This window comes from Enterobacter sp. 241F3 (assembly GCF_034106785.1).
GTDB lineage: Bacteria > Pseudomonadota > Gammaproteobacteria > Enterobacterales > Enterobacteriaceae > Enterobacter > Enterobacter vonholyi.
Genome location: NZ_JAWNDD010000003.1, coordinates 361,428 through 373,791 on the forward strand (window position 1 = coordinate 361,428; position 12,364 = coordinate 373,791).

Annotated in this window: 14 protein-coding genes; 8 read left to right on the top strand and 6 right to left on the bottom strand. The window is 50.3% G+C overall.

The features are described from left to right. The first annotated feature begins 2 nt into the window (after window positions 1-2). The 5 genes from oppB to UR504_RS12130 are packed head-to-tail and all read left to right on the top strand — an operon-like array spanning window position 3 to window position 4,753. Window positions 3-923: an oligopeptide ABC transporter permease OppB gene (oppB, locus tag UR504_RS12110; protein WP_008502786.1), complete on the top strand. Its 921-nt coding sequence runs from the start codon at window positions 3-5 to the stop codon at window positions 921-923. Window positions 924-935: 12 nt separating this feature from the next. Further along, window positions 936-1,844 carry an oligopeptide ABC transporter permease OppC gene (gene oppC / locus UR504_RS12115; RefSeq protein ID WP_302235323.1) on the top strand — a complete coding sequence of 303 codons (909 nt, stop codon included), beginning with the start codon at window positions 936-938 and terminating at the stop codon, window positions 1,842-1,844. 11 nt (window positions 1,845-1,855) lie between these two features. Next, the gene (locus tag UR504_RS12120) at window positions 1,856-2,869 is read left to right on the top strand and encodes an ABC transporter ATP-binding protein (RefSeq protein WP_045404931.1); all 1,014 of its coding nucleotides are present in this window, start codon (window positions 1,856-1,858) and stop codon (window positions 2,867-2,869) included. Then, complete coding sequence (gene oppF, locus UR504_RS12125; protein ID WP_045404928.1) at window positions 2,866-3,870, top strand: murein tripeptide/oligopeptide ABC transporter ATP-binding protein OppF; 1,005 nt, start codon at window positions 2,866-2,868, stop codon at window positions 3,868-3,870. The genes UR504_RS12120 and oppF overlap by 4 nt, the downstream gene beginning before the upstream one ends. A 46-nt stretch (window positions 3,871-3,916) precedes the next feature. Continuing rightward, a complete protein-coding gene (locus UR504_RS12130; protein ID WP_111965962.1) occupies window positions 3,917-4,753 on the top strand; it encodes an ion transporter in 837 nt (278 codons plus the stop codon). Window positions 4,754-4,783: 30 nt separating this feature from the next. On the opposite strand, the gene UR504_RS12135 is transcribed toward UR504_RS12130, so the two are convergent. Both UR504_RS12135 and cls read right to left on the bottom strand, forming a co-directional pair. Continuing rightward, window positions 4,784-5,113 (bottom strand): HI1450 family dsDNA-mimic protein, encoded by a 330-nt coding sequence (locus UR504_RS12135; RefSeq protein ID WP_006810881.1) that lies wholly within the window; start codon window positions 5,111-5,113, stop codon window positions 4,784-4,786. A 33-nt stretch (window positions 5,114-5,146) separates the two neighbouring features. Next, window positions 5,147-6,607: a cardiolipin synthase gene (gene cls, locus UR504_RS12140; RefSeq protein WP_008502791.1), complete on the bottom strand. Its 1,461-nt coding sequence runs from the start codon at window positions 6,605-6,607 to the stop codon at window positions 5,147-5,149. A 144-nt stretch (window positions 6,608-6,751) separates the two neighbouring features. On the opposite strand from cls, the gene UR504_RS12145 reads away from it, so the two are divergent. After that, entirely contained in the window at window positions 6,752-6,925 is a 174-nt protein-coding gene (locus UR504_RS12145) for a YciY family protein (RefSeq protein WP_086379783.1), read from the top strand. Between the two features lie 110 nt (window positions 6,926-7,035). Then, entirely contained in the window at window positions 7,036-7,671 is a 636-nt protein-coding gene (gene leuE, locus UR504_RS12150) for a leucine efflux protein LeuE (protein ID WP_045404924.1), read from the top strand. 45 nt (window positions 7,672-7,716) lie between these two features. Here leuE and UR504_RS12155 read toward each other — a convergent pair whose 3' ends face one another. Further along, window positions 7,717-9,933 (bottom strand): phosphoglycerol transferase I, encoded by a 2,217-nt coding sequence (locus UR504_RS12155; RefSeq protein ID WP_302235348.1) that lies wholly within the window; start codon window positions 9,931-9,933, stop codon window positions 7,717-7,719. A 108-nt stretch (window positions 9,934-10,041) separates the two neighbouring features. After that, entirely contained in the window at window positions 10,042-10,338 is a 297-nt protein-coding gene (locus UR504_RS12160) for a YciI family protein (protein WP_023327637.1), read from the bottom strand. Window positions 10,339-10,558: 220 nt separating this feature from the next. Here UR504_RS12160 and tonB point away from each other — a divergent pair, with 220 nt between their 5' ends. Beyond that, complete coding sequence (gene tonB, locus UR504_RS12165; protein ID WP_115875451.1) at window positions 10,559-11,281, top strand: TonB system transport protein TonB; 723 nt, start codon at window positions 10,559-10,561, stop codon at window positions 11,279-11,281. Between the two features lie 38 nt (window positions 11,282-11,319). On the opposite strand, the gene yciA is transcribed toward tonB, so the two are convergent. Together yciA and UR504_RS12175 are read right to left on the bottom strand one after the other, a co-directional pair. Further along, window positions 11,320-11,715 carry an acyl-CoA thioester hydrolase YciA gene (yciA, locus tag UR504_RS12170; RefSeq protein ID WP_008502796.1) on the bottom strand — a complete coding sequence of 132 codons (396 nt, stop codon included), beginning with the start codon at window positions 11,713-11,715 and terminating at the stop codon, window positions 11,320-11,322. A 104-nt stretch (window positions 11,716-11,819) separates the two neighbouring features. Next, a complete protein-coding gene (locus UR504_RS12175) occupies window positions 11,820-12,359 on the bottom strand; it encodes a septation protein A (RefSeq protein ID WP_025756566.1) in 540 nt (179 codons plus the stop codon). Window positions 12,360-12,364: the final 5 nt, after the last annotated feature.

The window sequence follows — 12,364 nt, forward strand, 5'->3', positions numbered from 1 at the left end:
CAATGTTGAAATTTATCCTACGTCGCTGTCTTGAAGCGATTCCAACGCTATTTATTCTTATCACGATTTCCTTCTTCATGATGCGCCTCGCGCCGGGAAGTCCATTTACCGGTGAGCGTACGCTGCCGCCAGAAGTCATGGCGAATATCGAAGCGAAATACCACTTAAACGATCCTATCTCTACCCAGTACTTCAATTACCTGAAGCAACTGGCCCACGGTGATTTTGGACCGTCATTTAAATATAAAGACTATTCCGTTAACGACCTGGTGGCCTCCAGCTTCCCGGTTTCAGCGAAATTGGGTGCTGCGGCATTCATTCTGGCGATCGTTTTCGGGGTCACCGCAGGCGTTATCGCCGCGCTCAGACAAAATACCAAATGGGATTATGCCGTAATGGGGGTGGCGATGACCGGGGTAGTCATACCCAGCTTCGTTGTTGCGCCATTACTGGTGATGATATTTGCCATTACGCTGAAGTGGCTGCCTGGCGGCGGCTGGAACGGCGGGGCATTGAAGTTCATGATATTGCCGATGGTGGCATTATCTCTGGCGTACATCGCCAGTATCGCGCGTATCACCCGTGGTTCAATGATCGAAGTGCTGCACTCGAACTTCATTCGTACCGCGCGTGCTAAAGGGCTGCCGATGCGTCGGATTATCTTCCGCCACGCGCTTAAGCCGGCACTGTTGCCCGTGCTCTCCTACATGGGACCGGCATTCGTCGGGATCATTACCGGCTCGATGGTTATCGAAACAATTTACGGCCTGCCGGGCATCGGCCAGCTGTTTGTTAACGGCGCGCTTAACCGCGACTATTCGCTGGTACTGAGCCTGACTATTCTCGTCGGTGCGCTGACCATTCTCTTTAACGCTATCGTTGATGTCCTGTACGCCGTCATCGACCCGAAAATCCGTTACTAACTGGAGCACGCCATGATGTTGAGTAAGAAAAACAGCGAGGCGCTGGAAAACTTCAGTGAAAAACTAGAAGTGGAAGGTCGTAGCCTCTGGCAGGACGCGCGCCGTCGCTTTATGCACAACCGCGCGGCGGTTGCGAGTCTGGTGGTTCTGGTGATCATCGCGCTGTTTGTGACCCTGGCGCCGATGCTGTCGCAATTTACCTATTTCGACACCGACTGGGGCATGATGTCCAGCGCGCCGGATCTGGAATCAGGCCACTATTTTGGCACGGATTCATCCGGACGCGATCTGCTGGTGCGTGTCGCTATTGGTGGTCGTATCTCTCTTATGGTCGGTATTGCTGCCGCTCTGGTGGCGGTGATCGTGGGGACGCTCTACGGCTCTCTGTCCGGCTACCTTGGCGGCAAAGTGGACTCGGTGATGATGCGTCTGCTTGAAATCCTGAACTCCTTCCCGTTTATGTTCTTCGTCATCCTGCTGGTGACCTTCTTTGGTCAGAATATCCTGCTGATCTTCGTGGCCATCGGGATGGTGTCATGGCTGGATATGGCGCGTATCGTCCGCGGCCAGACGCTGAGCCTCAAACGCAAAGAGTTTATCGAAGCGGCGCAGGTAGGCGGTGTCTCTACCGGCAATATCGTGGTTCGCCATATCGTTCCTAACGTGCTGGGCGTGGTGGTGGTCTATGCCTCGCTGCTGGTGCCAAGCATGATCCTGTTTGAATCTTTCCTGAGCTTCCTGGGTCTCGGTACACAAGAGCCGCTGAGCAGCTGGGGCGCGCTGCTGAGCGATGGCGCAAACTCAATGGAAGTGTCTCCGTGGCTGCTGCTTTATCCGGCGGGTTTCCTGGTCGTTACCCTGTTTTGTTTTAACTTTATCGGCGATGGCCTGCGTGATGCCCTCGACCCGAAAGACCGTTAAGGAGCGCCGTCATGACAATTATTGAAACGGCAACCGCGCCACAGGCGCAGCAGCGGAGCGACCTTCTGCTGGACGTAAAAGATCTTCGCGTCACCTTTAAGACTCCGGACGGGGATGTCACCGCCGTGAACGATCTCAACTTCAACCTGCGCGCGGGTGAAACGCTCGGCATCGTCGGTGAATCCGGTTCCGGGAAATCTCAGACCGCCTTTGCGTTAATGGGCCTGCTGGCTGCTAACGGCGTGATTGGGGGCTCCGCGAAATTCAACGGGCGTGAAATCCTTAACCTGCCGGAGCACGAGCTGAACAAGCTGCGCGCCGAACAGATCTCCATGATTTTCCAGGATCCGATGACTTCGCTGAACCCGTACATGCGCGTTGGTGAGCAGCTGATGGAAGTCCTGATGCTGCACAAAGGTCTGGGCAAAGCCGAAGCCTTTGAAGAGTCGGTCAAAATGCTCGATGCGGTGAAAATGCCGGAGGCACGCAAGCGCATGCGCATGTTCCCGCACGAGTTCTCTGGCGGTATGCGTCAGCGCGTGATGATTGCGATGGCGCTGCTCTGCCGGCCTAAGCTGCTGATTGCCGACGAACCTACTACCGCGCTGGACGTTACCGTTCAGGCGCAAATCATGACCCTGTTGAACGAGCTGAAGCGTGAGTTCAACACGGCGATTATCATGATTACCCACGACCTGGGCGTGGTGGCGGGCATCTGTGACAAAGTGCTGGTAATGTACGCCGGGCGAACGATGGAATATGGCAAAGCGCGCGATGTCTTCTATCAGCCAGCTCACCCGTACTCCATTGGCCTGCTGAACGCGGTGCCGCGTCTTGATGCGGAAGGGGAATCCCTGCTCACCATTCCTGGCAACCCGCCAAACCTGCTGCGCCTGCCGAAAGGCTGTCCGTTCCAGCCGCGCTGCCCGCACGCGATGGAAATCTGCAACAGCGCTCCGCCGCTGGAAGAGTTTGCACCAGGCCGTCTGCGCGCCTGCTTTAAGCCGCAGGAGGAACTGGTATGAACGCATTAGATGAAAAACGCAACGTGCTGCTCGAAATTGCTGACCTTAAGGTGCATTTCGACATTAAAGACGGAAAACAGTGGTTCTGGCAGCCGTCGAAGACCCTGAAAGCGGTGGATGGCGTTACGCTGCGCCTGTACGAAGGGGAAACCCTGGGCGTGGTCGGAGAGTCCGGCTGCGGTAAATCGACCTTTGCGCGCGCCATTATCGGTCTGGTAAAAGCGACCGACGGCAAAGTGGCCTGGCTGGGTAAAGATCTGCTGGGCATGAAACCCGACGAGTGGCGCGAGGTGCGCAGCGATATCCAGATGATTTTCCAGGATCCGCTGGCATCCCTTAACCCGCGTATGACCATCGGTGAGATTATTGCCGAGCCGCTGCGGACCTATCATCCGAAGATGTCTCGTCAGGAAGTGCGCGATCGCGTTAAGGCGATGATGATGAAAGTCGGCCTGTTGCCTAACCTCATCAACCGCTACCCGCACGAATTCTCCGGCGGCCAGTGCCAGCGTATTGGTATCGCCCGTGCGCTGATCCTCGAACCGAAGCTGATTATCTGCGACGAGCCGGTTTCCGCGCTGGACGTGTCCATTCAGGCACAGGTGGTTAACCTGCTGCAGAAGCTGCAGCGTGAAATGGGGCTGTCGCTTATCTTCATCGCGCATGACCTGGCCGTAGTGAAACACATTTCAGACCGCGTGCTGGTGATGTATCTGGGTCACGCCGTGGAGCTGGGTACCTATGACGAGGTGTACCACAATCCGCTGCACCCTTACACCAAAGCGCTGATGTCGGCGGTACCGATCCCCGATCCGGATCTGGAAAAGAATAAGACCATCCAGCTGCTGGAAGGTGAATTGCCCTCACCGATTAACCCGCCGTCGGGCTGCGTCTTCCGCACGCGCTGCCCAATGGCCGGTCCGGAATGTGCGAAAACGCGTCCAGTTCTGGAAGGCAGTTTCCGACATGCGGTTTCCTGCCTGAAAGTAGACCCGTTATAATCGCAAGGGCTGACATGATGTCAGCCCTTATTTTTGCGAGGTAACTGTGTCGCGTTTATTAACGTCAGCCCGTCGGCGGCTTTATCATTTTTTATTCGATCCTGAAACGGTATCCGGACGTCGCTTCGAAGGTCTTTGCGGTTTATTTGCGCTTCTCAGCGTGGTCGTCATCTTTATTGAATCGGGTGCCGGGACGCAATATCACCTGACGTTTGACGAATGGCACATCTTTGTCTGGCTTGAGCTGGCGATTACCCTGGTTTTTACCGCTGAATATCTCCTCCGGGTAATAGCCTGGCCCAACCCGGCCCGATATGTTTTCAGCTTCTGGGGATTTATTGATTTAGCCACCATTCTGCCGCTCTACGTCATGTGGTTGTGGCCGGAAATCAGCCTGAGCTATGTCTTTGCCTGGCGAGCGATGCGCGTTATTCGCGTATTACGTATTCTGAAATTACTGCGTTTTATGCCCTCATTGCGCGTGTTCTGGAGTGCAATCGTCAGCGCACGGCATCAGCTCATTCTGTTCTACTCGTTTATTGCCATCGTCATGATTGTTTTCGGCGCGCTGATGTATTTAATAGAAGGTCCCAAATATGGCTTTACGACGCTCAATGCCTCCGTCTACTGGGCGATTGTGACCGTCACGACCGTGGGTTATGGTGATATTACGCCCCACACGCCGCTGGGCCGCATTGTGGCGTCAGTGCTGATTTTGATTGGCTATTCGGTGATTGCCATTCCGACTGGACTTATTACCACACACATGAGCAGCGCGTTTCAGAGCCGCAAGCAGCAGCGCAAGTGTCCTCATTGCCAGCAGGGTGAACATGATCACGACGCGCGGTTTTGTCATCGCTGTGGCAATAAATTGCCGGAGTAAATAAAAAGGCTGCAATCGCAGCCTTTTTTATTATTCGCGCCAGAGTATATGGCACAGCTTATGGTCTTTCTCTCGACACAGCAGGACGCGAGCGAAAATATCGTTAATTTCGCCACCGTCTTCATCTGCCAGCCCAATCACCACTTCGGCAAAAAAGTCAGGGTTCAGGTCGAAATCCACATGCTCAGCCCAGTCTTCTGAAGGGTCAAACAGCTCGGCACCGCCGCGCTCTTCGAACTGCAGATTAAAAAGGATCACGTCTGCGGGATCGAGGTTATCAACCGCCAGTTCGAGAAAAATGTCATAGGCCTGCTCGAGCGTTTCGTCTTCGGTCAGGCGATTGTTCAGATCCATTTCCATGATGACTACCTGTTTAACATCGTTGGGCACGTTTTACAGCAACGGACTAAAGAAGTAAAACAGTCGTTCGGCAATTCTCTGCCACAGCGGACGTTTTACCCACAGTCTGGCATCCAGCAGACGCGAGCGGGAGATATAATCATCCTGCACCGCCGCGAGATCGCCGCCAAAGCCGGCATCATCAATGACCAGCGTGATTTCAAAGTTGAGCCACAGGCTGCGCATATCCAGGTTGACCGTGCCCACCAGGCTCAGCTCACCGTCGACGAGCACGCTCTTGGTGTGGAGCAATCCGCCTTCAAACTGGTAAATTTTCACCCCGGCGGCCAGCAGTTCGCTGAAGAATGCCCGGCTGGCCCAGCCCACCAGGAGAGAGTCATTTTTGCGCGGCAAAATGATGCTCACATCGACACCGCGCTGCGCGGCTGTACAGATGGCGTGCAGGAGGTCGTCGCTGGGGACAAAGTAGGGCGTCGTCATGATCAGATATTCACGCGCCGAGTAGGTCGCCGTCAGCAGCGCCTGATGAATCAAATCCTCCGGGAAGCCCGGCCCGGAAGCAATGGTATGAATAGTGTGACCGCTGGCCTCTTCAAACGGCATAATATTGCCGTCCGGCGGCGGCGGCAGGATACGCTTGCCAGTTTCAATCTCCCAGTCGCAGGAATAAACGATGCCCATCGAGGTGGCAATCGGCCCCTCCATTCGCGCCATCAAATCAACCCATTGACCTACTCCTGAGTCCTGTTTGAAGAAGCGCGGGTCGACCATGTTCATGCTGCCGGTGTAGGCAATATAGTTATCGATCATGATCATTTTGCGATGCTGGCGGAGATCCATCCGGCGCAGAAACACGCGAAGGAGATTGACCTTCAGCGCTTCAACCACTTCGATCCCGGCATTACGCATCATGCCTGCCCAGGGGCTGCGGAAAAATGCCACGCTACCCGCGGAGTCAAGCATCAGGCGGCAATGAATGCCGCGCCGCGCGGCGGCCATCAGCGACTCAGCGACCTGGTCAGCCATCCCGCCGGGCTGCCAGATATAAAAAACCATCTCGATATTATGACGAGCCAGCTGAATATCGCGGATTAACGCCTGCATGACGTCGTCAGACGAGGTCAGCAGCTGCAGTTGATTGCCCTTAACGCCGCCAATCCCCTGGCGGCGCTCGCACAGCTTAAACAGTGAGGAGGCGACGCTGCTGTTCTCCTCGGCAAAAATATGTTTGCAGGCTTTAAGATCGTTCAGCCACTTCGCGGTGGAGGGCCACATGGCACGGGCGCGCTCGGCACGGCGTTTACCAAGATGAAGCTCACCAAAAGAGAGATAGGCAATAATTCCTACCAGCGGGAGGATGTAAATGATCAGAAGCCAGGCCATGGCAGAGGGTACGGCTCTGCGCTTCATCAGGATGCGTAATGTCACACCCGCGATTAACAGCCAGTATCCCAAAATGACCAGCCAACTCACCACGGTGTAGAAGGTTGTCATAGGTAAAAAAATCCTTTTGAAAGCGTATTGTTATGAGTGTACGCATCAGGATTCATCTGGCAAATAAAAACGCCAGGTAAAAGCGCTGGTTTGCTGCCGGGTTGGGTTTATAATGGCGGCTCAGTTAGTTTAAGAGTTGTAGACATGAAGCGCAGTAGAACAGAAGTAGGGCGCTGGCGCATGTTGCGACAGGTGAGTCGTCGCAAGGCTCGTTGGCTGGAAGCACAATCCCGCCGCAATATGCGTATTCACGCCATCAGAAAATGTGGATTGACGCGGCACCGCAATGCGTTGCTGTTCGCAGTCCAGGATATCTGAGAACCATGAGGGCACCGTAACTGGTGCCCGCTGATTTTATAGCGTCTGATTTTTTGGGGATAGCGTATTTGCAGCGTTGTTCCTGTTGTGTTTAGCAAAAGGAGGGAGAAGTGTTTGCGGAGTTTGGCGTACTGAATTTCTGGACGTATGTTGTTGGCGCATTTTTTATCGTTCTGGTGCCAGGACCGAATACCCTGTTCGTGCTAAAAACCGGGATCGGTCACGGTGTTAAAAAAGGGTATCTCGCCGCTACGGGCGTATTTATTGGCGATGCGGTGCTGATGTTTCTCGCCTGGGCGGGCGTCGCGGCATTAATCCAGACCACGCCGGTACTGTTTAATATCGTGCGCTATCTCGGGGCTTTCTATCTGCTCTGGCTGGGGGGCAAAATGCTCTGGTCGGTGGTAAACCGTCAAAAAAACGCGCATGAGAGCGGCCCCGAACCTGCCAGTATGATCATGAAACGTTCCCTGGTGTTAAGCCTGACCAACCCCAAAGCGATTCTGTTCTACGTATCGTTCTTCGTTCAGTTCATTGACGTGAATGCGAAGAGTACCGGCACTTCTTTCCTGATCCTTGCGACGACGCTGGAGTTGATAAGCTTTATGTACATGAGCTTCCTGATCTTCTCCGGCGCGTTTGTCACACGTTATCTGAAAACAAAAAAGAAACTGGCAAAGCTGGGGAACGGGCTGATAGGGCTGCTATTTGTCGGATTTGCGGCGAGGTTAGCGTCGCTGCATTGATGGTTTGAAAGGCTCCTGAAGGAGCCTTTCAACAGATTATAAAAATTAGCTACAGTCTTTGAAAATGGTACATAACTCGTTGAGTTTATAATTTGTTTTGTTTATAAACACATCTAATGGGATATCAGGGTTCCCTAAAATGAACTTAGTATCGCTTTTAGTATAAGTTCCTATTATTTGCTGTCTGGGGGCCAGGTCAGTAGCCGCATTCGCGCGCAATAATTCATTAACTGATGGTCTGGTTTCATAAGGGATACAAAAAACAGACTCATTTGAAGCAATGATGAGAGTCGAACTATCTTTACCAATCAAGTTTTTTACTGCATTCACATCAACTGGAACGTTATTGCATGTGTTAAAATTGGCCAGGAATTTTATTTTTTTATTTTCTCCTTCCAGTTTGTAAAAATTAACACCATATGGCATGGTTTGCTCTTGAATATTATCATTAATGCCTGTCTGGACATTAAGTGGCCCAGACGAAATGCCGATAAGTTCCTCAGAAAATAAAGGAGATGCAGCGTTAAGCTCTCTTCTATTGAAAATACCTTTTTCATTTATTTGGTACTGTGTCGTACTATTATGTGTTAGTTCATAACCACATAAGCCTTGTTTACTTTTCGATGTTACTGAACAATTGTTTATATAAAAAAGAATATTATCTTCGGCAGTAATTCTTTGCGCGTTTAAGGCAAAGGCTTCAAAATAAATGCTGTTGATGTTTTTATTCTTATCAGCGGTTCCGAAGAGAGGCCATTTGTATTCTTGTTGGCCAATTGTCAATTTGCCATCTTTAAATGAGAATTTATCATTTAGGGAAGGGTAATTCCATAGTGAAGACGAAAACCCTAGATAATCACTAATGTTTTTAGATTTTTCCCATGATTGTAAAATCTGGCTTTTTTCATTCCGAAGTAAACTGTGACCAAATCCAAAATCAGGTTTATCAGCCGAAGAGATATCAAGTATAGTCGGCCAGACATCCAGCAATGTTCCTGGTTTGGCGATTTTAGTGGGTTTAATTCCTTTTTTTATAATAATAAAATTGTTCCTACGCTTGTCCTGAATGCTGTCAAGCTCTTTACTAGCAGCGTTAGCCATCATCAAATGATCTGAAACAAGAACAATGATTGTATTGTCAAAATGGTCTGAGTCGATGATTTTTTTAATAAATGTACCAATAAGATAATCAGAACAACTTGCTGATTTAAACATAGGGTTAGTGATGGCAGCATTAATATGTCCATCACAAGCAGATAAATAGGTACCTGCTGGCGGATGAGTATTGACGGTTAAGAATGAGAGGAGAAAATTATCTTTTGAGGTCGATAACTTTTCAAATTCATTATATACATGGTCAATGAGCGAATCATCATGAACACCCCATCCGCTAATGTCATTTTGATTTACTACGTGATGATTAAGCAAATATTGTTTATCATGTTGATAAATCCAGCCATGCTGAGAAAAGAACTTATCCCCTCCAGCAAATTCTTTATCACTCCCACGTATAAATTCCGTAGTGTATCCACTTTTTTTCAAATGTGTTGCAATGCAATCAGCCCCACCCAAGAAATGTGACATATTATTCGCTGAATTACCTTGAGGGAGGACTAATGGAATAGCACATTGGGTATTGACCATACCTGCCATTGTCCACCCCATACCCGGAATTTGACGTATGTCAGTGAATTCAAGATATTGATCTGCAAGTTTACTTACTTGTGGTATATAATTGATGCCATCAATGTTTCTCAGTGAACGTTCAAGGCTCTCAGCATAAATAAAAACATAGTTGTACTTTTTATTCATTTCGTAATCAACGCTGTTATACTGCCTGGCCACTTTTACACCATTCCCATAGGATAAGTTCTGAAGCGAGTTGTATATATTTTGGGTTGCATTAGATTGAAAAACGAAAAATAAAAGGGATGAAATAAATAAAACATTATAGAATGTGGCATTGCGCCGTGGCAATTTTTTTCGAAATTTGAATGACGCAAATATTATCGCTATAGAAATCAAAATAAATATGCTGGCTGCAAAAACTTTAGGCAATATATCATCAATAGACGTCCCGTGAACATTACTTCTCAGATGATAATAAACTGCATCATTTACACCATTTCCGGTAAACATATTTGATATAAACCAGAAAGCAAATATCAGTAATGCAATAACCACCGCAATCGATTTGATTCTGATAAATGTAGCATTAGCAAAACAAACGGCCAATAATAATACTAATAAGATATAATCCATAACAAACTTTTCTAAGTAAAAGAGATGAATGGATTATATCTTTTTTCATTCAAAAAGGTAGTAGGGCAATGCAACGTTAGTTTGCTGCCCTACATTTACACGATTGATTTAAAACACTTTCTTATACGGTCTCACCGTCACTTTTGCATACACACCCGCTGCAACGTACGGGTCTGCGTCAGCCCAGGCCTGAGCGGCTTCCTGGGATTCAAATTCAGCAATAACCGTGGAGCCGGCAAAACCGGCAGCACCCGGATCGTTGCTGTCTACTGCGGGCATGGGGCCAGCGGTCAGTAATCGGCCTTCATCCTGGAGCAGCTGCAAACGTGCCAGATGCGCAGGGCGCACAGACTGGCGTTTTTCGAGCGAATCAGCAACATCTTCAGAGTAAATTACGTAAAACACGGCGAAGCTCCTTAACCGGTAAAAGTGTCAGTTACGTTATGTGAAAGGGCAAACGACTGCAATGTAAAATAAAAACAATGTTAATACCCTGATCTGACTGCGTCTTTTTTGGCCTCTCAGGCGCTAAAGTTGCGCCAGAGCATAGTGTCTTATTGAATATGATTGCTATTTGCATTTAAAATCATAGTTCGGTTTTTTAACGTTGATGAATATGACTTCGATGACCCTTGATTTACCTCGCCGCTTTCCCTGGCCGACGCTGCTTTCTGTCGTGATTCACGGTGCCGTTGTGGCGGGTTTGCTGTATACCTCGGTTCATCAGGTTATTGAAATGCCCGCCCCCGCGCAGCCGATTTCGGTAACGATGGTCTCGCCAGCGGACCTCGAACCGCCGCAGGTTGCCCCTCCGCCACCGCAGCCGGTGGCTGAACCTGAGCCAGAACCCGAGCCCGTTCCGGAGCCACCGAAGGAAGCCCCGGTGGTGATCCACAAGCCTGAACCGAAGCCAAAACCTAAGCCGAAGCCAAAGCCGGTGAAGAAGGTGGAGGAGCGTCCGAAACGTGAGGAACGTCCGGTTGAACCGCGTGCGACCCAGCCGGTTGAAAATGCAGCGCCTTCACGTCCGGTGATGAACAATACGGCAACGACATCAAAGCCAACGGTTAGTGCGCCAGCGGGCCCGCGTGCCGTAAGCCGCAACCAGCCTCAGTATCCGGCGCGAGCTCAGGCTTTGCGTATTGAAGGCCGCGTGAGGGTGAAATTTGACGTGACTGCGGATGGCCGAGTGGATAACGTGGAAATCTTGTCCGCTCAGCCTTCTAATATGTTTGAGCGCGAAGTGAAATCTGCAATGCGCAGATGGCGTTATGAGCCAGGCAAGCCGGGCAGCGGATTGATTGTGAATATCGTTTTCCGCCTGAACGGCGGGGCGCAGATGGAATAAAAAAAGCCTCCGAAAGGAGGCTTTTTTTTACCTGTCGATCAGGCCTGAGGAAGTTGACGAGGTTTACCCTCGCTGTCCACTGCGACATAAATAAACAGCGCCTCAGTGGCCTTATAACGCTGCCCAATCGGCTCAGAAGAGACTTTCTTAACCCACACTTCGATGTTAATTGAAATAGAGGTATTGCCGCGTTTGACGCAGCGCGCGTAGCAGCAAACCACATCACCTACCGCAACCGGGCGCAGGAAGGTCATGCCGTCCACTCGCACAGTCACCACGCGCCCGTGGGCGATCTCTTTTGCCAGAATTGCGCCGCCCATATCCATCTGCGACATCAGCCAGCCGCCAAAAATATCGCCATTGGCATTGGTGTCAGCGGGCATTGCCAGTGTGCGTAAAACCAGTTCGCCCTGCGGGGCGTTAGTTGTTGTCATTGTTTTAACTCGTAACGGAAGACTTCAGGCGGGATGCTACTATGATTTTACAGCGGAGAGAATAGACCAGAACGCCTGTCTCTGACGTTCTGGTCAGTCGTTAATCAGTGCTTGTCGTCCTGCGGCATGTGGCGATAAATGTATACGCCGCTTAACAGCGTGAAGATAAGGGTCAGCGCGGTCAGGCCGAAGACCTTAAAGTTGACCCAAATATTCTGCGGCAGCCAGAAAGCAATATAGATGTTAGCGAGACCGCAGAGAATAAAGAAGACCGCCCACGCGATATTCAGACGGGACCAGACTTCCTGAGGCAGCGTCAGCTCTTTGCCCAGCATGCGTTGGATCAGCGGTTTTTTCATCACCCACTGGCTGATTAATAATGCGCCCGCAAACAGGGCGTAAATCACGGTCACTTTCCACTTGATAAATTCATCGTTATGGAAGAACAGAGTCAGTCCGCCGAATACGGCGACCAGCACGAAGGTGACCAGCGCCATTTTTTCGACTTTACGATAGCGAACCCAGCTGTAGATCAGAACAACTGCCGTTGCAACGATCAGCGCAGTGGTCGCGGCATAAATATCGTACAGCTTATAAAAAGCAAAAAAGACCACGAGCGGTAAAAAATCAAGAAACTGCTTCATTCTGT

Coding starts and splice junctions, on each gene's coding strand:
- yciA (WP_008502796.1), bottom strand. CDS start 11,715: ATGACAACAACTAACGCCCCGCAGGGCGAACTGGTTTTACGCACACTG.
- UR504_RS12145 (WP_086379783.1), top strand. CDS start 6,752: ATGAAGCGCAGTAGAACAGAAGTAGGGCGCTGGCGCATGTTGCGACAG.
- UR504_RS12135 (WP_006810881.1), bottom strand. CDS start 5,113: ATGGAAATGGATCTGAACAATCGCCTGACCGAAGACGAAACGCTCGAG.
- cls (WP_008502791.1), bottom strand. CDS start 6,607: ATGACAACCTTCTACACCGTGGTGAGTTGGCTGGTCATTTTGGGATAC.
- tonB (WP_115875451.1), top strand. CDS start 10,559: ATGACCCTTGATTTACCTCGCCGCTTTCCCTGGCCGACGCTGCTTTCT.
- oppB (WP_008502786.1), top strand. CDS start 3: ATGTTGAAATTTATCCTACGTCGCTGTCTTGAAGCGATTCCAACGCTA.
- UR504_RS12120 (WP_045404931.1), top strand. CDS start 1,856: ATGACAATTATTGAAACGGCAACCGCGCCACAGGCGCAGCAGCGGAGC.
- UR504_RS12175 (WP_025756566.1), bottom strand. CDS start 12,359: ATGAAGCAGTTTCTTGATTTTTTACCGCTCGTGGTCTTTTTTGCTTTT.
- oppC (WP_302235323.1), top strand. CDS start 936: ATGATGTTGAGTAAGAAAAACAGCGAGGCGCTGGAAAACTTCAGTGAA.
- oppF (WP_045404928.1), top strand. CDS start 2,866: ATGAACGCATTAGATGAAAAACGCAACGTGCTGCTCGAAATTGCTGAC.
- UR504_RS12155 (WP_302235348.1), bottom strand. CDS start 9,933: ATGGATTATATCTTATTAGTATTATTATTGGCCGTTTGTTTTGCTAAT.